At 66.6% G+C, this 20,837-nt stretch carries 19 protein-coding genes and 2 pseudogenes; 9 read left to right on the top strand and 12 right to left on the bottom strand.

The genetic code is table 11. From position 1 onward, the window contains the following. The first annotated feature begins 2 nt into the window (after window positions 1–2). The 4 genes from VGN45_RS04930 to VGN45_RS04915 are packed head-to-tail and all read left to right on the top strand — an operon-like array spanning window position 3 to window position 3,569. Window positions 3–692, top strand: coding sequence for a hypothetical protein (locus VGN45_RS04930; RefSeq protein WP_327459963.1), 690 nt, complete (start codon window positions 3–5; stop codon window positions 690–692). A 9-nt stretch (window positions 693–701) separates the two neighbouring features. Continuing rightward, entirely contained in the window at window positions 702–1,475 is a 774-nt protein-coding gene (locus VGN45_RS04925; protein ID WP_327459961.1) for a class I SAM-dependent methyltransferase, read from the top strand. After that, window positions 1,463–3,064 (top strand): 2-polyprenylphenol 6-hydroxylase, encoded by a 1,602-nt coding sequence (gene ubiB, locus VGN45_RS04920; RefSeq protein ID WP_327459958.1) that lies wholly within the window; start codon window positions 1,463–1,465, stop codon window positions 3,062–3,064. The genes VGN45_RS04925 and ubiB overlap by 13 nt, the downstream gene beginning before the upstream one ends. Before the next feature lie 28 nt (window positions 3,065–3,092). Then, a complete protein-coding gene (locus tag VGN45_RS04915; RefSeq protein WP_327459956.1) occupies window positions 3,093–3,569 on the top strand; it encodes a hypothetical protein in 477 nt (158 codons plus the stop codon). Between the two features lie 2 nt (window positions 3,570–3,571). On the opposite strand, the gene arfB is transcribed toward VGN45_RS04915, so the two are convergent. Then, window positions 3,572–3,973 (bottom strand): alternative ribosome rescue aminoacyl-tRNA hydrolase ArfB, encoded by a 402-nt coding sequence (gene arfB / locus VGN45_RS04910; RefSeq protein ID WP_327459954.1) that lies wholly within the window; start codon window positions 3,971–3,973, stop codon window positions 3,572–3,574. Between the two features lie 25 nt (window positions 3,974–3,998). Further along, window positions 3,999–4,961, bottom strand: a complete 963-nt coding sequence (htpX, locus tag VGN45_RS04905) for a zinc metalloprotease HtpX (RefSeq protein WP_327459952.1) — start codon at window positions 4,959–4,961, stop codon at window positions 3,999–4,001. Between the two features lie 75 nt (window positions 4,962–5,036). On the opposite strand from htpX, the gene VGN45_RS04900 reads away from it, so the two are divergent. Together VGN45_RS04900 and VGN45_RS04895 are read left to right on the top strand one after the other, a co-directional pair. Further along, window positions 5,037–5,264: a DUF1674 domain-containing protein gene (locus VGN45_RS04900; protein WP_327459950.1), complete on the top strand. Its 228-nt coding sequence runs from the start codon at window positions 5,037–5,039 to the stop codon at window positions 5,262–5,264. A 97-nt stretch (window positions 5,265–5,361) separates the two neighbouring features. Then, window positions 5,362–6,015 (top strand): hypothetical protein, encoded by a 654-nt coding sequence (locus VGN45_RS04895; protein ID WP_327459948.1) that lies wholly within the window; start codon window positions 5,362–5,364, stop codon window positions 6,013–6,015. 9 nt (window positions 6,016–6,024) lie between these two features. Here the strand turns inward: VGN45_RS04895 and pyrF are convergent, their stop codons facing one another. After that, window positions 6,025–6,735, bottom strand: a complete 711-nt coding sequence (pyrF, locus tag VGN45_RS04890; RefSeq protein ID WP_327460184.1) for an orotidine-5'-phosphate decarboxylase — start codon at window positions 6,733–6,735, stop codon at window positions 6,025–6,027. A 102-nt stretch (window positions 6,736–6,837) separates the two neighbouring features. On the opposite strand from pyrF, the gene VGN45_RS04885 reads away from it, so the two are divergent. Beyond that, a complete protein-coding gene (locus VGN45_RS04885) occupies window positions 6,838–7,536 on the top strand; it encodes a MarC family protein (RefSeq protein WP_327459946.1) in 699 nt (232 codons plus the stop codon). A gap of 6 nt (window positions 7,537–7,542) precedes the next feature. On the opposite strand, the pseudogene VGN45_RS04880 reads toward VGN45_RS04885, so the two are convergent. From VGN45_RS04880 to VGN45_RS04860, 5 genes and pseudogenes are all read right to left on the bottom strand, one after another. After that, window positions 7,543–8,058, bottom strand: a pseudogene (locus tag VGN45_RS04880) (ATP-binding protein); the annotation flags it as partial. A gap of 641 nt (window positions 8,059–8,699) precedes the next feature. Beyond that, window positions 8,700–9,524: pseudogene (locus VGN45_RS14650) on the bottom strand (recombinase family protein); the annotation flags it as partial. A gap of 62 nt (window positions 9,525–9,586) precedes the next feature. Continuing rightward, window positions 9,587–10,156 (bottom strand): hypothetical protein, encoded by a 570-nt coding sequence (locus VGN45_RS04870; RefSeq protein ID WP_327459942.1) that lies wholly within the window; start codon window positions 10,154–10,156, stop codon window positions 9,587–9,589. Continuing rightward, a complete protein-coding gene (locus VGN45_RS04865) occupies window positions 10,153–10,476 on the bottom strand; it encodes a helix-turn-helix transcriptional regulator (RefSeq protein WP_327459940.1) in 324 nt (107 codons plus the stop codon). Before VGN45_RS04865 ends, VGN45_RS04870 begins: the two co-directional genes overlap by 4 nt. Window positions 10,477–10,575: 99 nt before the next feature. Continuing rightward, a complete protein-coding gene (locus VGN45_RS04860; RefSeq protein WP_327459938.1) occupies window positions 10,576–11,940 on the bottom strand; it encodes a hypothetical protein in 1,365 nt (454 codons plus the stop codon). A 107-nt stretch (window positions 11,941–12,047) separates the two neighbouring features. Between VGN45_RS04860 and VGN45_RS04855 the strand changes: the two genes are divergently transcribed. Beyond that, window positions 12,048–12,254: a hypothetical protein gene (locus tag VGN45_RS04855; protein ID WP_327459936.1), complete on the top strand. Its 207-nt coding sequence runs from the start codon at window positions 12,048–12,050 to the stop codon at window positions 12,252–12,254. Next, window positions 12,251–13,867 (top strand): recombinase family protein, encoded by a 1,617-nt coding sequence (locus tag VGN45_RS04850; protein ID WP_327459934.1) that lies wholly within the window; start codon window positions 12,251–12,253, stop codon window positions 13,865–13,867. Before VGN45_RS04855 ends, VGN45_RS04850 begins: the two co-directional genes overlap by 4 nt. 199 nt (window positions 13,868–14,066) lie before the next feature. On the opposite strand, the gene VGN45_RS04845 is transcribed toward VGN45_RS04850, so the two are convergent. The 4 genes from VGN45_RS04845 to VGN45_RS04830 form a co-directional block, all read right to left on the bottom strand. Continuing rightward, window positions 14,067–14,291 (bottom strand): hypothetical protein, encoded by a 225-nt coding sequence (locus VGN45_RS04845; RefSeq protein WP_327459932.1) that lies wholly within the window; start codon window positions 14,289–14,291, stop codon window positions 14,067–14,069. Further along, complete coding sequence (locus VGN45_RS04840; protein ID WP_327459930.1) at window positions 14,288–18,568, bottom strand: RHS repeat-associated core domain-containing protein; 4,281 nt, start codon at window positions 18,566–18,568, stop codon at window positions 14,288–14,290. Before VGN45_RS04840 ends, VGN45_RS04845 begins: the two co-directional genes overlap by 4 nt. Before the next feature lie 4 nt (window positions 18,569–18,572). Continuing rightward, window positions 18,573–19,106 carry an RHS repeat domain-containing protein gene (locus tag VGN45_RS04835; RefSeq protein ID WP_327459928.1) on the bottom strand — a complete coding sequence of 178 codons (534 nt, stop codon included), beginning with the start codon at window positions 19,104–19,106 and terminating at the stop codon, window positions 18,573–18,575. A 246-nt stretch (window positions 19,107–19,352) separates the two neighbouring features. Continuing rightward, complete coding sequence (locus tag VGN45_RS04830; RefSeq protein ID WP_327459926.1) at window positions 19,353–20,717, bottom strand: recombinase family protein; 1,365 nt, start codon at window positions 20,715–20,717, stop codon at window positions 19,353–19,355. Window positions 20,718–20,837 lie beyond the last annotated feature (120 nt).

The raw sequence follows: 20,837 nt of genomic DNA, 5'->3' as shown, positions 1-20,837 counted from the left end.
GCATGGACGCGCCCGCCGACGCCCCGCCGCCCCGCAGAACCCGTCGCGACTGGCGGCGCTGGGGCCCGCGCGCGGTCTTCGAGAGCCTGCTGATCGTCTTTTCCGTGGTGCTGGCGCTGGCGCTGACCAACTGGGCGGAGCAACGCAGGGTCGCCGCAGAGGTGGCCGAGGCGCGCGCCTTCTTCATCGCCGAGATTCGCGCCAATCGGGCGATCCTGGTCGGCGACCCGATCCTGCCGCACCATCGGCGTTTGCGCGGCGCCTTCAACGACGCGGCGTCGCTGCCCGCCCCGACCGTTGGGGACGCGATGCGGGCCTACGGCGCCATGTTCGAGACGGGCCTGCACGTGCCGCCGCTGCGCGACGCCGTCTGGCGAAGCGTCCAGACCGGCGACCTGCTGGGCGAAATGCCGCTGGAGGACGTGTTCCTGCTCGCCGACGTCTACGCCGCCCAGTCGCGCATGGCCGACATGAACGACCAGTTCTTCACCACCCTCCCGCCCATGCTGGCGAGCCTCGAACGCGGCGACGGCGTGCGCGCGGCCATCGTTTCGGGCCAGCTGCACCTCGGGGACGTGGTGGCGGGCGAGGAAGGTTTGGTCCGCCTCTACGACCGCGCTCTGGCTCGGCTGGATCCGGACGATGCGCCCGCGACTTCGCCGCCCAGTGACGTGGGCCGCGCGGGCGGCTAAACCGCCCCGATGAGCGACGCCGCCGGCCCCCAGAAGACCTCGCCCTTCGGCTTCCGCGATCTGGAGGCGGGCGAGAAGGTGCGCGCGGTGCGCGGCGTCTTCGAAAGCGTGGCCCCCAGCTACGACCGCATGAACGACCTGATGTCGGGCGGCGTGCACCGGCTGTGGAAGGACGCCGTCGCGGCGCGGATGAACCCGCGCCCAGGTGAGACCATCCTGGACGTCGCGGGCGGCACCGGCGACCTGGCGCGGCGTTATGCGGCCATGGTCCGCAGGGCGCAGAAGCGCAACGGCGGCCCCGACGCCTCGGTCGTCGTGCTCGACTACAACGCCGAGATGATCCGCGCGGGCATCGCGCGGGGGCATGAGCCGGAGTTGACGTGGGTGGTCGGCGACGCCATGGCCCTGCCCCTGCCCGACGCCTCGGTCGACGCCTATTCGATCGGGTTCGGCATCCGCAACGTGGCCGACGTGGCCCAGGCCCTGCGCGAGGCGCGGCGCGTGCTGAAGCCGGGCGGCCGCTTCCTGTGTCTGGAGTTCAGCCGTCCGGTCGCCGCGCCGATCCGCGCCGCCTATGACGCCTGGTCGTTCCGCGCCATCCCGAAGATCGGCAAGTGGGTGGCGAAGGACGAGGACAGCTACGTCTATCTGGTCGAGAGCATCCGCCGCTTTCCCGATCAGCAGACCTTCAAGACCATGATCGAGGCCGCCGGCTTCGGCCGCGTGACCGTGACCAATCTGTCGGGCGGGGTCGCGGCCCTGCATCAGGGGTGGGCGATCTGACCCGGCTGGCCGACGTCGCCACCCCCCCGCCCCCGCCGCCGGCCCAGCCGGTGCGGCGGCCGCTCGACGCCCTGATACAACTGCTGCGCTGGGGCTGGGTGCTGCTGCGGCACGACGCCCTGATCCCCCGCGAGACCACGCCGCTGCTGCCGCCTGGCGCGCGGCTGCTGGCCGGCCTGATTCACCTGTTCGCCGGCCGTCAGGCCCGCGACGGCCGGCCGGGTCAGAGGCTGGGTCGCGCCTTCGAGCATCTGGGGCCCGTCGCGATCAAACTGGGGCAGGTGCTGGCGACGCGCGCCGACATCTTCGGCATCGAGTTCGCCCGCGATCTGGGGCGGCTGAAGGACAAGCTGCCCGCCTTTCCGCTGGCCGACGCGCGGCGCGAGATCGAGCGCGGGCTCGGGCGGCCGGTCGAGGCCCTGTTCGTCGATCTGGAGCCTGCGGTCGCCGCCGCCTCGCTGGCTCAGGCGCACCCGGCCCGCCTGCACGACGGTCGAAAGGTGGCGGTCAAGGTGCTGCGTCCCGGCGTGGAGCGGCGCGTGGCGCGGGGGCTGGACGCCATGCGGCTGGCGGCGCGACTGGCGCACCGCTTCGTGCCCTTGTCCCGACGGCTGGAGCCGCGCGCCTTCGTCGAGATCGTGGCGCGGTCGATGGTCATCGAACTGGACATGCGGCTGGAGGCCGCCGCCGCGTCCGAACTGGGCGAGGTGATGGCCCGGACCCGCGACGCCGGCCGCGCCCACATGTCGGCCCCCGCCGTCGTCTGGGACGGCGTGGGCAAGCGGGTGCTGACGCTGGAATGGGCGCGCGGCCTGCCGATGACCGATCCGGCGGCGTCCGAGCAGCCGGGCCTCGACAAGGACGCCCTGGCCGACAACGTGGTGCGGGCCTTCCTCATCCAGGCGCTGGACCACGGCACGTTTCACGCCGACCTGCACGAGGGAAACCTGTTCTGCCACGCCCCGGCCGAGCTGACGGCCGTCGATTTCGGCATCGTGGGTCGGCTGGGCCCGGCCGAGCGCAAGTACCTGGCCGAGATCCTGTGGGGGTTCCTGAACCGCAACTACGACCGCATCGCCGCGGTGCATTTCGAGGCCGGCTATGTGCCGCCCGAGCATTCGGTGGAGGCCTTCGCCCAGGCGTTGCGGGCGGTCGGGGAGCCCGTGATCGGCAAGCAGGCGTCGCAGGTGTCGATGGGGCGGCTGCTGGGCCAGCTGTTCGAGATCACCGAACTGTTCGACATGCACCTGAGGCCCGAGCTGATCCTGCTGCAGAAGACCATGGTCTCGGTGGAGGGCGTGGCGCGACGGCTGAATCCCGATCATGACCTTTGGGCCGCCGCCCAGCCTGTGGTCGCGGCCTGGATCCGGCGCGAACTGGGCCCGCAGGCCCAGGTCCGCGACCTGCTGGAAGAGGCGCGGGCCGTGCTGAAGGCCCTGTCGCGGCAGGCGCAAACCCCGAACACGCCTCCCGCCGTCGTGGTCGAGCGAATCCAGGCGCCCCTGTGGCCGTCCGTTCTGGCCGTGATCGCCTTCGCGGCGGGAGCCCTTGCCCTCGTTCGGTCGTTTTGGCCGGACATTCTGGGATGACACGCGCCCTGTTCAGGAGTTCCGCGCCATGAAGACCGTCCTCGTCGTCCTGACGGCGCTCGCCGCCGGCATGGCCGGAACCGCCGCCGCTCAGGAGACGGTCGCGGCCGGACGAATCCAGAACACCTTCGACGGAACGGGGCGGCAGACTGCCGTCGCGGTTCCTGCGCGGAGCGAGCCGGACCCGCGATCCGAGCCCGCGATCCGAGCCTTCATAGGCGGACTTCAGACCGGCACGGTCGATTGGAACGCCTTCACCCCGAACGTCGCCGAACAGATGCGGCCCGGCGAAGCCCAGGCCGTGGAGGTGGTGCGGAGTCTGGGCGCGCTGGAAAGCGTCGAATGGTTCCAGCATCGCGACGGCGCGGACCACTATCTGGTTCGGTTCGAGAACGCCGACACGCAGTGGATCATCGGATTCGATGAGGATGACCGGATCGCCGCCCTTCTGTTCCGCCCTGCCCCGCCCATTCCCACTTCTGCCGACGACTCTCCCGAGGAATGAGCTCAGTCGAGGGCGGGCTTTCCACGCCCAGCCTTGATCCCGGATCGGGCGGTTTTGGCCTGAAGTCGCCGCTCGCGGGAGGCGCGCGTGGGCTTCGTCGCGACCCTTTTGACCGGACGGACTGCGGCGCGGTCGATCAATTCGTGCAGACGGTCGAGGGCGTCCTGGCGGTTCCGCTCCTGGGTCCGGAAACGGACCGCCTGGATGACGATCACCCCGTCGGTGGTCAGCCGCGACCCCGCCAGCCGCATCAGCCGCTCACGCACGTCTTCCGGCAGACTGAGCGAGCCGCGCGCGTCGAAGCGCAGTTGCACCGCCGTGGCCACCTTGTTGACGTTCTGGCCGCCCGGCCCGCCGGCTCGGAAGAAGCGGAACTCCAGCTCTGACTCGGGCGGGCGGATCATGCCGCCATGATGCGGCGCCCGGCGCTCAGCCCCAAGGGCCGGACCGCGTCGCGGGCGTTTCGGGCACGCTGGTCCCGGACCATGGCGCGCTGATCACGGCTGCCGGGATGGGCGCGGGCGCGGCCCGCCTCGGCATGTCCATCTTCTGCGCGAGTTCCATCAGCGCCTTCACGCGATTGCCCGTCGCCGGATGGGTCGAGAACAGATTGTCCGCCCCCTTGCCCGCCAAGGGATTGATGATGAACAGCTGGGCCGAGGCGGGATTGCGCTCGGCGGTCAGGTTGACGATGCGCCGGGCATGGGTCTCGATCTTCTGCAAGGCGCTGGCCAAAGCTTGGGGATCGCCGGCGATCTCCGCGCCGACGCGGTCAGCCTCGTATTCGCGCGAGCGGCTGATGGCCATCTGCACCAGGGCCGCCGCCATGGGCGCCAGCAGCATCAGGGCGACCGTGCCCACGATCCCACCGGGGCGTTCCCTGTCCCCGCCGAAGATCAGAGCGAAGTTGGCCAACGCCGAGATGGCGCCGGCGATCGTCGCCGTCACCGTCATGGTCAGGGTGTCGTGGTTCTTCACGTGCGCCAACTCATGAGCCATCACGCCGCGCACCTCCTCGCGGGTGAGAAGGTCAAGTAGGCCGGTCGTGGCGCAGACCGCGGCGTTTTTCGGATCACGGCCGGTGGCGAAGGCGTTCGGCTGATCCGACGGAATGATCGCGACCTTGGGCCGCGGCAGGCCGGCGTCGCGGGCCATTTCCAGCACGTCGGCGACATAGGCGCGGACCATGGCGTTGGGGTGCGCCTCGTCGACCACCTGGGCCTTGTACAGCCGCATCACGATCTTGTCGGCGTTCCACCAGCTGAACAGGTTCATCGCGCCCGCGACCCCTAGCGCGATCAGCATGCCGTTCACGCCGCCCAGCCACAGGCCGACGGCGCCGAACAGGGCGGTCAGCGCCGCCAGCAGGATGAAGGTCTTCAGATGGTTCATGGTCGGGCCTCGTCGCGGAACGCGCCGCGCTGCATTAAATGAGAAGCCGCCCCTCCGCCTCAAGAGATCGCCCCTGTGACCGAAGCGCCCACCGACCTTCACGCAAACCTGAACCCCGACGTTCCGGGCGCGCGCCCGGACCGGCCGCTGACCGCAGTCGAGCGCGCGGTTCTGATGGAGGCCGAGGCGCGTCGGCGCGCGGCCCCGGCCCCCGACCTGCCGCCCGAGGACGGCGGTCCGCGCGGGCCGGAGCCTACGCGCTACGGCGACTGGGAGAAGAAGGGCCTGGCGATCGACTTCTGACGCTCCCCGGACAGGCGAATTTCGCCTTTCGCAGGATTTTCGAACCGCCCGGCACGAATGGCGTTAACCTTTGCGCAACCACGCGGAGGAGGGACCCATGCGCCGCATCGTCTTCGGAGCTCTGGCGGGCGCCGCCATGCTGGCGGCGGCCGGCGCCGTCTCGGCCCAGTACGTCACCTACGGCCAGCCCGGCTACGGGGCCCAGGCGCACGTGACCTATGGCCAGCCCACGGTTCAGGATTACCGTTACGCCCACGGCGGGCAGGTGGCCGTGGTCGAGACGCGGCCGGGCGCCTATGCCGCCACGGGCGCCTGGGCGGACGGGCGTTCGGGTTACGGCTACGGCTATGGAGGAGTGGGCCACGGAGGCGGCTGCCACGACCGCTGCGGAGGATACCCGCCGCCCGTCTACGGAAACTGCGGTTCGTCCTGCGGAGGTTATGTGCCCCCGCTGCCGCCGCAGGGCTGCCACAGCCCGTGCGGCGGATACGGCCAGGGGCATGGCCATGCGGGCGGATATGCCTATTCGCAGGCCACGCATTGGTCGGAACGCCGCGGTCATTGGAGCCGCTACCAGGCCTATGGCCGACACGACCGGGGGGGGCGCTATGGGTACAGCGTCGAACGTGGCGGGCGCGGCTATTATGAGCGCGACGGCTATCACGACGACCGACCGCCGGCAGGTCGCGATCATCGCCGGCGTCGTACCGACCGCGACTGCGACTGCTACACCGTTCTCGACGACCGTTGAGCGGACGTATCAGGCGTGGGCCATCTCGGCCGCGATCCGCGCGGCGGCCATGAGAGGGTCGGGGTCGACCAGAACCGGACGGGCGACCACCAGATGCGTGGCCCCGGCATTCAACGCCTCGGCAGGCGTGGCGACGCGACGCTGGTCGCCGACGTCGGCTCCGGCGGGCCGGACGCCGGGCGTGACGATCAGGAAGTCTTGGCGGCCCGCCTGACGCGCGATCTCGCGGACGCGAGCGGCCTCCAGCGGGCTTGAGACCACGCCGTCGACTCCACAGTCCAGCGCCTGACGCACGCGGCGCTCAACCAGGGTGGCGGCGTCGTCCGCGTGGCCCAGCTCGACCAGATCGGCGGCCGACAGACTGGTCAGAACCGTGACGCCGAGGATCTTCGTGCCCTTGCCGCCGACGTCGCGACCCTTCACCGCCGCGCGCATGACCTGAGGATGTGCGTGAACGGTCAGCAGGTCGCACCCGCCCTCGGTCACGGCGCGGGCCGCGCTTTCCACCTGGGCGCCGATGTCGTGCAGCTTCCAGTCCTGGAACACCATCTTGCCGCGCGTCCGCAGCTCATGGGCGAAGGCGACGCCGCCGGGGCGGGCCAGAAGGGTCAGGCCGACCTTGTAGCTTTCGACCCCGTCGGCCAGCCGATCGACCATGGCGCGCGCCTCGTCGATCGACGGCAGGTCCAGTCCGACGATCAGGCGCGGGTCGGCGAGCAGGGGCGAGGTCATGACGGTCCTTTCGGCGCGTTCGGGGGTGGACGCGCGCGGTCGCGTCCGCCCAAATGGGCGCTCGGGCTGATTTGTCGGCAAGGGGATCACATGGACGCGGTCGATCTGGGGGTCAACCTGTTCGTGGCGCTGTTCGCCCTGGTCGATCCCATCGGCAACATCCCGATCTTCGCGGCCGCCACGGCGGGGGCCAGCCTGCGGCAGAGAGCCTCGCTGGCGGCGCTGATCTGCATCTTCGCGGCCTTCCTGCTGGGCTTCTTCTTCCTGACGGGTCTGTCGCTGCTGCAGTTCTTCGGCATCTCGCTGGCGGCGTTCCGGATCGCGGGCGGCATCCTGCTGCTGCTGCTGGGCCTGCACATGACGGGCGACGACTTCCTGAAGAGCTTCACCGACGCCGACGCCGGGGCGGACCTGAAGGACGTGCGGGGCTATGCCCGGCGCCGGTTCCAGCGTCTGGTGGTGCCCTTCGCCATGCCGCTGATGATCGGCCCCGGCGCCATCTCGACCATGATCATCCAGGCGGGGGAGGCGGCCAAGATCGGGCCGGCGGCCACGGTGGCGGGCTACGTCGCCATCGCCGCCGCCGCGTTCGTCACCTTCATCTGCTTCGCCCTGACCGGACCGATCAGCCGCCTGCTGGGCGAGGTCGGCATGGCGATCATCGTGCGCGTGCTGGGCCTGATCCTGTGCGCGCTCGCCATCCAGTTCATCCTTCTGGGACTGTCTGAGGCCATCCCGGGAATGATCAGCGGCGCCGTCACCACGCCCTATCCGGACTCCGGTCACTGAGGCGGATCAGAACGCGGGGGCCGTCGCCGTGCGCCGGTCGAAGTCGTCCTGGGCCGCGACGGTCGAGCGGCGGTAAAGCAGGGCCTCGGCCACGTGCGTGCGGCGGATGCCGTCGGCGCCGTCCAGGTCGGCGATGGTGCGCGCCAGCCGCAGGGTGCGGGTCCAGCCGCGCGCGGTCAGGCCCGCCGCCTCACCCGCCCGGGTCAGCAGGGCCCTGCCCGCCTCGTCCGGCGTGGCGAAGCGGTCCAGCGCCTCACCCTCCAGCCGGGCGTTGATCCCGCCGGTGCGGGCGGTCTGGGCGTCGCGGGCGGCGGCGACGCGGGCGGCGGCCTCGGCCGTGCCCTCCGCCGGGGGCGGCAGGGCCATGTCGGCCGCGGTGACGGCCGGCACCTCCACAGTCAGGTCGATGCGGTCGAACAGGGGGCCGGAGATGCGGCCGGCATAGTCTCGCTGGCACCGGGGCGCCTTGCCGCACGCCCCCTTGCCCGCCCCGCCGAGGCCGCAGCGGCATGGCCGTGTTGCCTTGTCACCGCTAGTTCCGACCTTCCGAGGTGGAGAAGCGTGATCTCCACCTCGCCTCGACCCACGTCGATTCTGTCGGTGATCGCCTCGACGATCTGCCGCTTCTCTTCATGGGGCAGACCTTCCCATCGCTTGGTGAGGTCTCGGGCTTCTTCAAGCGCTTCGGCCCGTGACACGCTTGCGATACGCAGCACGTCCAGTTCCGCCTGGAGACGCGGCAGCTCGTATTCGAGCTGAGCGCGGCGCTCGGAGAGCGGGCGATGCCTGCGGCCAAAGTCTTCCTTCGAGAGCTCGCGAGCAGCGTAGAGCTGGAAGACGGTGTCTTCTTCGGAAGCGATCTTTTTGAGTTCGGTTTCGGCCGACGCGATGAGCCGCGCCTTCTCGCCCATGGCGTCTTGGGCCGCCCTATCGTGCATCGCGATCTCGTCCGGAGAGACGAGGAAGTGTCGGAGCTGGTCACGGAACACCGCTTCGAGGTCCGCCACCGGAATCTTGTTGCGGCAGGCCGAGCACACGTATTTGGGCGTCGCCTTCCACACGTACATCTTCTGACCGCAGGCGCAGAACGCGTAGCCCGCAAAGAGGTGCGTGGACTTGCGCGCCGGGCGCTTCACGCTCGCGCGCTGGGTGGCGACGAGGCGGGCGCATTCGTCCCAGAGTTCTTCCGCGATGATGGGCTCGACCTGCGTATAGACCCAGTCGCTCTCGGGCTTCAGGTGCCATGAGCCGTTGCGGTCGTTCGTGCGGGTGTAGTTCCCGCGATGAAGGCCCTTAGCAGTGGGATCTTCGAGGAGGCGCGCAACAGTGGTGTCGGAGAAACGCGAGCCGTTCCGGGTGCGATAGCCTCGCTCGTTCAGAATGCGCGCGACGGTCTTGCGGCGGCGATGTTCGAGGAAGAGCTCGTGCAGAAGGACGCGAACCGGTGCTTCCTTGGGGTCCGGCTCCAGCTTCTTGTCGACCCAGCGGTAGCCGAACGGCGCTGCGCCCCCGAGGGGCTTGCCCAGCTTCGCTCGAATGGGGACCGACGCCTGGACGCGCTCAGCGATCTCCTCGCGCTCCCACTGCGCCATGGCTGCGATCATCGTGAAGAAGAGCCGGCCAGCCGGAGAGCTCGTGTCGATGGCTTCCTGGAGCGACACGAGGTCCGCGCCGCAGGATCGGAAGATTTCGGAGAACTCGAGAAGTTCACGGGTGTTGCGCGCGAGCCGGGCGAGTTTCGAGAACACGAGGCCGGAGATCGCGCCCGAGCGCACGTCCGCGAGCATCCGCTTGGCTTCGGCATGGCCCATGACGGACTTTCCGCTCACGGCTTCCAGTCGATAGACCTCGGCCACCTCCCAGCCGCGCGCCTCAGCATAGGCGCGGGCACGCTTCTCGTGGTGCTCAGGGCTCTCGCCTTTCACCTGGTCCTCGGTTGAGACCCGTATCCAGATGCCGACTGATTTGGGTGCGATGTGCGTAGACATGCCGGTCTCCTTCAGAGCGGAATTCTACGCCTGTATGAGCGCTCGCCAAGCACGTCCTGGCCCTATGTGGCCTCGTTGTTCTTCTGCTCGCCTGAGCCTTCCGCGCACTCAGCGATCAACTGATCCAAGAGCGACGACGCCCCGAGGCGATAGTGCGTGAGGACGAGCGCGCCGGCTGAAAAGGCAGCCATGCGCGGGTCTTCCGCATGCCATGCTTTGCGGCGCTTCGGCAGCTTCTGGTCAAACGCGGGCACATGGCGCGCAACCGTCTGCGCAATCTCGTAGCGCGTCCGAGCACCGGCGTCAGCGAATGACGCGGTGACGTCGGCGCGCGTGTAGATGGCAACCTCGACGCCGCGCGAGGTGGCGAGAGCGATGATTGCCCGGCTGAGACGAGCGACGCGGTCGCGACGCACCGAGTAGCGCCGATCAAAAGCTTCGAGCACGAGGGTTTCGGGACTGAGGCGCTCGATCAGCGCCTCGATCTTGGCGAGGCACTCGGCGTTCTTGTCGCGCTTCGCAGAGGACCGGCCCCAGTCATACACCGCAAACGGCCCGGTGAACGCGACCCAGCCGAAGCCGCGCCGGTCAGGATGGACTGCGAGGGTAATCGAGCGCGTGGGCGCGGTCATGCCTCGCGGTTGTTAGGGCTTGCGCGATGGACCATGGACGCCAGAAGCCTGCGCTGTTGGCCTGCGGCATAGTCGGTACGCGACCCGAGCTTCGCGTCGAGCACGGCACCGTTCGCCATCGCGATTTCTTCGGCGCGTCCATAGAGCTCCGGGAACAGCGCACGCGGCGAACTTCCGAACACCGCCTGAAGCCGAAAGGCCAAGGCGAGGTCGGGCACAACCGAGCCCGCTTCCAGGCGTGAGACCACGCTTTGCGTGCTCCCGATCAAATGGGCGAGCTCTGCCTGGGAGAGCGCCCAGCGCCGGCGGGTGCGGCGCACGTGTGTGAGATGCGGCATAGAGGGGTTGGGATTAGGCGACGCGCAACTCGTCGCTTTCAGTATCGTCTCTCAAGGCCGAGCGGTGCACACGGGGCCACTTTATGCGCCCGACGCATACGCGCGCGCTTCGCGCGCCAATCCCGCCTCGGTGACGACTGAGTCGTCGTCGGACCCCGCAATCCCGTGCCGCAGGGCGAGCGCGTCGATCAGCTTCTGTTCGCTCCGGGGCACGACGTAGACCCCTCGGCTGCGCTCCGTCCTGATCCGCAGTTTCGTGCGCAAGAATGAGCCCACGAACCGTGCGCTTCGCGGCGTGTCGTCGCGATCGAGCAGCGCATTGAACCGGCAGGCTATGTCCGAGACCTGAGCGGAAGCGCCCGGACAGTCTGCGAGTGCGCCCCGCACAGCGCGGAGCATCGTGGCTTCGAGTGAGGAGGCGCGCTCATGCAGCACGCGCGCCTCATCGCCCACGAGCTCCGCCGCAATAAGCTCGCGAGTGGCGGGATCATCCACGAGCGACAAGAGCGCAAGCGCCGTCTGGTTTCGCCTAGGCTCGATGCCTGGGACGAGGCGCGACGGATCGGGGCCGACGCGATGGCGAGCATGAAAACGCCAAGCGAGAAGCCGATTCCGAAGCGCGGTGGCTTCCTCTTTAAGGGAGTTTGGCAGATGGATCGGGATGTCCGATCGCAGGGTTCGACCGCCCGTCTCTTCGGTCAAGAACCGGCTTTCAAGCGCGTCGTCGGCGAAGCGGTGGCGCATGGCGATGAGCTTAGGGCCGAAGACGCGGAACGCTTGAGGACTGAGCTCGCGATGCCGGTTCGCCATCGTGCGCAGGACGGGCAGGCCGTTGACGGTGCCGTTGTTGAGGATCTTCGTGAGGTCGGCGGTGGCATCCGAGAAGCGCAGGTCCGCTTCGTCGAGCACGAGCGTTCCGCCGACGGCGTCAAGCACGTGGAAGATCGGCGAGACGGTGGACGCACCCGAGGCGAAGAACGGCTTGTAGCAGAGCGAGCCGACCGCAAGGAGCGCTCGGGTCTTCCCCGTGCCGTAGTCGCCGCGGAAGCGCAGGTAGCCGAGCTCGTTGAAAGCGTCATAGACCCAGGTGAGGAGCACGTAGTAGGCGGCGATCGTCTCGAACGCGGGCGAGAGATCGACGTAGCGATGCAGGAAGGCCCGGATAGCCCGCACTACGTCCTCAACATCCCCGACGTCCTCTATGTCCACGCCGGATGGGAGCAGGACGCAGCCGGTTGCGAGCAGGTTGTTGCCGGCGGAATAGGCAAGGAAACGCTCGCCGCTCGGGCCGGTGTGCGACGCCACAATGTCGATTGTGCCGTCCGGCGTGCAGACCGCGAGGGACGTTGAGGACTTCGAGGACGTTGCGGGGTCGTAGAGCGCCTCGATGAGCGTGCCGTCTTCAAGCACGCGGGAGACGATGGGCGTCGGTTTGGTGTCGGTCATGCTCCAAGTCTGCGGAGCGCCCAGCTTCCGAGACAGGGGCCACCATATTCGCGGAAAGCATCGAGCGGCCCCTGTTGGAAGGAAGGGGCGTTTGCGATCCTTTCCGTATGGAGCGCGATCACCCCGAGCCACCGGACCTGATCATCGACCGCTACCTGCCCAACGCGACGCCTGAGGAGCGCGTGGAGGCCCGTGCGGCGCTTCTTCGGCACGCCCGAATTTTGATGCGCTGGGGGGAGCGAGCGCTGTTGGAACAAGGCGAGAATTCGCCAGAACTCGACGGGCGCCGTAGAGTCGATACGCCCCCTCTATGAAGGCCTATTTCGCCTACACCCGCGTCTCGACAGTGAAGCAGGGCGAGCGCGGATCATCACTCCAGGAACAGAAGAGCGCCATCGAGGCGTATGCGGCTCGGCATGGGCTCACGATCTCGGCGTGGTTCGAGGAGACGGAGACGGCCGCCAAGATTGGCCGGCGGATGTTCAACCGTATGCTCGGCGAGCTCGACAGGGAGCGCGCCGCAGGCGTGATCATTCACAAGATCGACCGCAGCGCCCGCAACCTCAAAGACTGGGCGCACCTGGGAGAACTCATTGACCGAGGGGTTGAAGTGCATTTCGCGCACGAGAGCCTTGACCTCGCGTCGCGGGGCGGACGGCTGTCGGCGGATATTCAGGCCGTAGTGGCCGCAGACTACATCCGCAACCTCCGCCAAGAGGTCCGCAAGGGCTTCTACGGCCGCCTGAAACAGGGCTTCTATCCGCTTCCCGCCCCTGCCGGATACATCGACCGGGGCAAGGCCAGGGCCAAGGAGATCGACCCGCTCACAGGCCCCTTGGTCCGCGAGACGTTCGAGCGCTACGCCACCGGGCGCTACTCGCTCGACACCCTGCGCGAGGCGATGCACGTGCGCGGACTGACTGGGCGCGCCGGGCGCGCGTTCTCGAAGAACGGCCTCTCCCGAATGCTCCATAACCCGTTCTACATGGGCGTCATCCGCGTCGAGCGAACGGGCGAGACGTTTGAGGGCTGCCATGAGCCGCTGGTCACCAAGGCGCTCTTTGACCGCGTCCAGGCCGTGATGGCGGGCCGCTTCAGCGAGGCCATCGAGCGCAACGACTTCACCTACCGCCGGCTCATCCAGTGCGACGGCTGCGGACGCTCACTCGTGGGCGAGCGCCAGAAGGGCAACGTCTACTATCGGTGCCATACCCGCGCCTGTCGCGGCACCTCCTTCCGCGAAGCCGACGTAGAGCGGAGCATCGCTGAGCTCTTGCACCTGTTGGCCTTCGACGACCTGGAGCTCGCCGAGCTGCGCGACCGCCTGAGGGCGGCAGACGCGGCCGAAGTCCAATCGAGCGCAGTCCGGCGACAGAAACTCCAGATGGCCGTCGGCCGCTGTGGCGACCGCCTCGCGCGTCTGACGGACGCTTTCCTCGACGCCTCCATCGACAAGGAGACCTTCGAGCATCGAAAAGCGGAGCTCATCCTCGAAAAGCGGGGTCTCTTGGACGCTCTGGAAAGCCCGGAACCGGACAGCCCTGCCACCCAACTCACGAAAAAACTCGAACTCGGCCAAACGGCTTACCTACGCTTCCGTTCGGGATTTCCCGCCGAAAAGCGCGATACGGTCAAAAACATAAACTCGAACTTGGTCGCACACGGAAAAGAGCTAGGTATTCCCTTGCTTTTTCCGTTCGATGAGATCGCCAAATGGCGGATCGTACACTGCGGTGCACCGTGTCGGACCGAGTCTCGAAAGGGGGCCACTCTATTCTTGCCCGGCATACCGAGACGGGCTCATGACAGAAAGCGACCCAATCCTTCGTCTTTCTATCGAACGCTTCGAGCCAACATGCCCAAAACCCCTCTACCTCCGCCGTCGAAGGAACTCCGCTCGGAGAATAGCGACCGATACAGCAGATAGAGGCTGTGTGGCGACATGTTCTTGTGCTTCAACACCATGGCGAAGTTCGCGAGTAGGTTCTGCAGCAAAGTGCTCCGGCGAAGGAGTGCGGGACGATCGGCGATGGCACGAACCTTGAGGCCCTTTTTTCCCGAGAAGTGACGTACCGTCTCTTCAACGTCGTAGCCATTCGAACCGGGCAGGACGTTCAATGTGCCGATCAATCAACGGGACGAGGTTGGGGCGTCCCAGCTTCCCGCAACGTGGCGTCATAGTCGGCATCCAAATCTAACCCAAAAGCGCAAAGCTTAACTTTCAGCGCTTCACGGGCCGCTTCCAGGCCAATGATGAATGGTGTGTTAGGTGTATCGGCTGAATCTTCCTGCGCGATCAGCGCATCCAGATCGAGTAGATAATCCCCTAAAGCGAGTACGTACGCGTTCATTGGTCCCTGAACCTCAAGACATCAGTGGCAATATCAATTCTGTCCTGCGCATTCTCCGCGCTCTCTCGCCATGCAGACACGGCAGCCGCCACATCAGCTGGATTGTTCGGATCTCCACGCTGCATATAGCGACCCGGATCAGCGATTTTTGCAAGATGCTCGTCTCTCACCCTCTCGTCGCTGCGAATGCCCCTTTGGATCGAGCGGGAGTCCATGCGGTCGAACTGAGCTAGCAGGCCGGCGTGGCGACCGCGCGGTTGAAGGGCGGTCATAGTCGCTCGGCTCAGACCCTGGACTCGCCCCGATCGCGCGGCCGCAGCAAATCCTACTATTCCTCCAATAGTCCGTCCTCTCGCTTGCTCACGGTTTTGGGTCGGTCCTAAGGTCGGTCGTCGAAAATCGTCCATTAGTTCGGGCGGCCGATAAGAGCCGTTTGGTAACACCTCTGGCGCATCTGAACCTACTGCTGACTCCCAAAGGCCTTCCCCGACTCCCTTGAGAAAGCACCAGAAGCTCCGACTTTCTGGGTCGCACATCCCCGTCGGATCCGTCCCGTTGAACGGATCGTTGCCGACATAGGCGTAGAGGTTGAGCGAGTCCTCATAGCCGATGGGGTCGGTCTGGAGGAACCTTCCCAACGCCGGATCGTAGGTCCTGGCCTTGTAGTGCCAGAGCGGGATGTCCGGCATCAGGCTGGTCTGACCGGTGTAGCGGAAGCGGGGGCCGGCGAAGCCGTGGGCGGCGTCGGGGCGGCCGTAGGGGTCGTAGGTGTAGGGCGTGCCGACCAGGGTGCCGGAGGCGTCAGTCTCAGCCGCGATCGAGCCTTGGTGGTCGGCCAACAGCCACGTCCGAGCGGGCTTGTACCATTCCGCCAACGGCTCGTCGGGCCCACGGCCATGGGCCCAGCGCGCCTGCCAGTTGCCCGAGCCGTCCAGTTGGCCCACCAGCCGGTTGCCATCCCATAGCAGGACGGTGACCACGCCGTTCTGATGGATGGTGCGCAGCCGGCCGATAGGGTCGTTGTCGGTGCGTGTCGAGACCGTTGGGCCATAGACCCATTGCAGCTTGTTCTCTGCGTCAAACTGATAGGTCCGCACCCCGTCGGACGTCAGGTTGCCGCGCGCATCGTGGGTGAACGCGACGCCGTTGACGGAATCGTACTGGTTCAGGCCATCGCGGATATAGGGTGTGGCCGCCTGGGTCGGCATCGCGAACTGATAGGCCGAGTTCGAGATATCCCGACTCACCGCCTGACCGGCCGGGTTGAAGACGAACGCATACGTGACGTCACTGGTCGAGCCAGAGAGGTTATGCGTCATCGACCAGTCGCGACTGTTGGTGGCATAGTTCCAGCTCGTCAGGACGCCGTTGCCGCGCGCTAGAGAAATTCTGCGGCCTAGCGCGTCGTATTGGTAGCTCCCAAACAGGGCGGACCCGGATGGAGATTGATTGGCCTCCCAGGCCAGGACCAGGCGATTGGCGAGATCCCACTCGAAATCCACGCCCTGCCCCGACGGCAACGTCATCCGCGTTCGCCGGCCGGCTAGGTCATAAGTGGAGCCGATGACGAAGATGCCCTGGCTCTCACTCGTCGGTCGGCCGAGCGCGTCCCAGGTCCAGGCCAAAGGACCAACACCTGGGTCTTCTAGGAAAGCGGCAGTCAATCGACGGTCGAGCAGATCGTAGGTCGTCGCCACGTCGTTGGTGAGCCCGTAGCCGGGGACGGTTTTCAGCGTCTCCCGGTTTAGGGCGTCGTATTGGAATGTGATCTCTTGCCCGTCGCGCAGTCGGCGGGATGTCAGTTTGTCGTTCGCGTCGTAGCCGTACAGCTCGTAGTCGTTCGGATTGGCCGCCTGCGCGCTCACCGTGGGCAGAGGGAACTCTAGCTTTAGCAGCCGGTCGTATCCGTCGTAGGTGTAGTTTGAGCGGTTCTGGTTGGCGTCCTGGACCCAGCCGACTTTGCCGTTCGTCGTCCAGCTCTGAAGCCGGGCGACCTGCGCCACGGCTGTACCGACGCCCATCTCCACCTGCGTCAGCCGGTCGGCGGCGTCATAGCCGTTCCTCGTGATCCGATCCTGGCCGAACGCGCCCGGCGTGCCTTGGGCGCAGGCGTCGGACGGCAGGGCGCCGTATTCAGCGGGGTTCATCCGCACGGCGGCGCATCTGAGCCTGCCCTCGGCGTCATAGGCATATTGGGTCACGCCGATTGTGCCCGTGCCCAGAACCTGGGTCTCCTTGGCCGTGCGGGCCTGGGCGTCATAGGCGGTGAGTGTCTCGCTCAGCACCGTCATCGAGGCCAGCGCGGCCTCTGACTGCCCTGGGGCCGAGCCCTGCTCGACTTCGACCGGTTGGCCGTCGGCGTTGAAGACCGTCCGGGTCGCCGGATAAGGCAGGGAACCGGAACCGTCCGGGTCGGGCGCGATGACGCCGACGTTCCGGCGCATGACGTCATAGGCGTACCACGTCGTGTCGGCCGTGCCGGCCAGCGGGCCGTCGACTGTCTTCTGATCCCCGTTCGCGTCCCAAGTCATGGTGGTGGTCGCCAGCAGCGAGCCGTCGCCGGCGCCGGAGATGACCGTCACCGGCAGCAGGTTCGATCCGGTCGAGGCGTTCCCCGCCTGATACGCTGTCGTGGTCCGCACTTCCTGCGGGCTACCGACGCAGGAGGGCGAGGTGCCGGTGGCGCAGGCCGACACCTGCACCGGCAGGGTTACCGCCGGCGCCGCCGACTGGGTCGCCGAAGAACTGGTGCGCCGCCATGCCTGGAGGGACTGATAAGTGTAGCGGGTCTGCGGCCGATCTTGCCCCGGCGCGGGGGCCGGCCGCGTCTCCGTCAGCACGCCGCCATGCGAGGCGTAGGTGTAGTTCGTCACGCCGCCGCGAGCGTCCTGCACCGACGTCGGACGTCCGCAGAGAATTGCAGTGGAACAGTCCGTGAACTGGGCGAATGCCACAACCTGCGGCCCGAGGCCCGATCCCGGCTTGCCGGTGCGCGACAGCTCCTGGAGGTCGCCGCGTTCGGTGTATCCATAGCTCAGGCGATTGCCTTCCGGTTGGACCACGGCCGAGACCTGCCAGCCCGGCCCGCCCCACTCCCACGTCGTGGTGTTGTTCATGCCGTCGGTGACGGCCACCAGCCGCGTGCTGCGCCGGCCCCAGGTTTCCTCAAGCCAGGAGCCGTTGTCGACCTTGGTCACGCCGCCCGTCGGATCGGTGACCGTCGTGCGGATGAAATAGTAGGGGGTGTTGTTCGGGTCGGGCGGCGGGGTCGAATAGCCGTACGTCCACGTGCCTTTTCCGTCAGAGACGGTCTCGACGTAGTTCGGCGAATAGGGACTTGTGGAGCGGGTGTAGGAGAGGCTCGTCCCCGTCGACTGACTCGGCCGGCGGATGCCGGTCAGCAGGCTGCTGTCGAACAGATAGTGCGTCGTGTTGTCAGTCGCGTCCGTGATCGTGCGGTCTGCGCTGGTCCCGCCGATGGTGATGCTCGGCCACGTGCGGCTGAAGGTGCAGCTGTTTGCAAGCGGCTCACACCAGTCCACCGCATTGTTCACGCCAGTGATCTTGGTGATCGTTGTCCAGTCCGGCCCGTAGGTGTTGGAGGCGTACTGGAAATGGATCTGGTAGCCGAAGTTGTTGGTCACCGACTGAAGCCGGCGCGCATACAGCGGCAGCGACTCTCCGGTCAGCACCTGCGTGTAGTGATAGGTCAGCACCTCGCCGCTTGGGCGCGCGATCGTCGTCACCTGGCCCATGAAGGCGAGGTAGGGATAAAGCGTCCGCTTGGTGCGATCGACGGTCGCCACCGTGCCGTCGAGCGCCGTGTAGGTGAAGATGTCGGTCGCGGTCTCTTCGAACGTGCCGGTCCCGTCCTGGAGCACGAAGACGCCGTTCACGTCGCGCAGGTACAGAGCGCTGAAACCCGGCAGCGTGAGTTGATACTGAGGGGTGTTGTAGCCGGGCGACCCTGGAACGAGCGGATCCCGATTCAGCGTACCGACCAGACTGTGCCGCCAGATGCCGTTCCCGGCCGAGCTGTCGTAGAACAGATCGACGCTCAGCCCTCCCTGGCCGGGCTGGCCGATGCTGACCGTGTGCTTCGGCCCCTGAATGCCGCCCGTGAACAGGTTCACGCCGTTGGCGTCGATGGGATCGAAGGTCTGCGGCGGCGGAATGCTGCTCTGCGCCAGCGCCGGAGCGGCGGCCAGAGCGACAGCGCTGGCGGTGATGGCCAGCAGGGACTTCAGCGGAGTGAGGTGGAGCACATGCGTCTTCATGACTTCAGCTCACATCGATGGTGACGGCGACGTCACTCGTGAACACGACTGCCGAGGCCGAGTCGGAGACCTGGCACCGCCAGGTGGAGACCTTCTGCCAGGGGAAGCCAGGCGTTCCAGTGAACACCCACGTCGTCGGCGTGCCGCTTGGGTTGACGGCTTGCGTCGCCGGGTTTCCAGAAACCTTTTGCCAGGTCAGGAAGTACGGCGGTGTGCCCCCAGAGATCGTCACCGCCACCGGCGGATCTTCGCCGGACGGGCCGCTGAACCAGGTCGAGGCCGAGGCCGAAGCGGTCAGTGGGCCGGGTGGGGGTGGGGGCGGCGGGGAGGCAGCGACGACTTGGATCCGGTTGCCCGCCGGGTCGTAGGCGTAGGTGATGGTAACGCCGTTCGGGTACGCGGCCGACGTGAGACGGCCTAAGGCGTCATACGTGTAGATGACGGGATCTTTGGCGAAGGCTGCCTTTGGCCAGGAGGCTGCAAGGAATGCGCTCGCCGCCAATAGCTGGCGTAGGGTGGATCGACGATCGTGTGACAAGAGCCCCCTCCATATCCCCGCGTCTTCCCCCAATGGGCACACGGATAACGTAGGTCGTCAACTAGCAGGCGAGTACGTCAGAATCGGTCGCGGGCTTGGCGGTGGAGGCGGGACATTTCGCTGATGAAGCAACCGTTATCGGTCGAGTCATCGATCTACCACTGATGCCTCGCGGCCAGCATGTGTGGCGTTAAGGGGCGACGCACGGTCATGCTGTGTCGATGGGGCTCACGGAGAACCTACGCCTTACCTCGGAGCCCTGTCGGCTGATCTCAGGCTCGCCTGTTGCGGCAGAGATAGAGGGTAGCCCAATCGTTCGTACATCTGGGCAGCACCTCCAAAATGACGCGTATATATCGCCCAGCTCCGAGCACCTGGGGCACCGTTAATAGTGGCTTGGTCCAGATGGCCCGAAGCCATCCAGATATCCCGTAGTTCAAGCAATAGCGCTTCGTCCGTGGGCCTCAGAGCGTCCCGTCGTTTTCGAAGATGACCGTCTGGCCCCCAAGGCTTTCTCTTGCTGCAGGCCTCAACATACCCCACGCGTTCGAACGCCACGGCCAGGGTGCCGAATTGCCGCTCGTACCGACAGATCGGATACGGCGCATGACGTCGGATGAGGAGCGCGCTGAGCTGCCCGTGTTCCTGAAGCAGACATTGCAGCGAGCGTGTGAGCTCCCCTTCACTGGGGCCTCGCTTACGCCGAGCAAGCTCGATTTGTGCCGCCTTGAAGCGATCCGGAGTGACCATCGGCTTTACGGCGCCCTCGGCACGCACCCAACGCTCGGGTGGATAGAACACAGGACGACCACGCAGCGTTTGCTCCTGTCGGCCGGAGACGAGTGTTCCAGCATACGCTTCGTTTGTGATGACGTCGCGTACGCGGCTGTGATTCCAAGAACTCCCGGCGGGAGCAAACCCAGCCTTATTGAGATCTGCAGCGATCTTGCTTAGGGACGCACCGCCCAAGAACATGCGGAATATTCGCCGCACCACGGCGACTTCGCCCGGAGGGCCCCACGCCAAGCGGGTTCGGGCCCGCTGGCCCGGGCCGCTGTTCCAGTGTCCATCCTCGCGGACGCCAAGAACCACGCCATCCAGGGTCACGGCCATGCGCCGCAATCCGTATCCAGGCTTCCCGGATACCCAGTAGCCGAGCTTGCGCAGCCCTTCCTTGCCGCGCTTCGTCTTCACCGAAAGCTCGCGGCTGAACTCAGCGGCCATTGCGCGCTTGAACTGCTTAATCAAAATTGCCGTGGGGCTGCCGTCATTCTCGAACGGCTCGGCGCAGTACTGAACGGATACGCCGGCTTCTGAACAGATAAACTCGTAGTGCGCGGCTTGGTCAGGGTTCTGGAAACGCCCCCAGCGGCTCACATCATACACAAGGATCGTTGAAAACTCGGCCGTGCCGGCGAGTACGTCAGCTAGTAGCGCCTTTAGCGCTAGGCGCTTTTCGATCCCGACCCCGCTTATTCCCTCATCCTTGTAGGTGCGGACAATCGTGTAGGCATACCTTTGTGCGTACGCAGCGAGTGCAGCCAGCTGATACTCCAGCGAGAAATCCTGGCGCTCGGTGGACATGCGGACGTATTGGGCTGCTTTGATCATAGTCAGGAAACGCGCCCACTTTCGAAAGGCTACGTCGTCACGACTTCACTTTTCAGAAAGTTGCACGACCCGTGGGCCAACGATCTGTAGATGCGGCCTAGATTCCGCTTAAGTTGGGCA

The organism is Brevundimonas sp., from assembly GCF_035999125.1.
Lineage (GTDB): Bacteria > Pseudomonadota > Alphaproteobacteria > Caulobacterales > Caulobacteraceae > Brevundimonas.
Note: the sequence above shows the minus strand (reverse complement) of the source record. Positions and strands in the feature narration are given on the sequence as shown.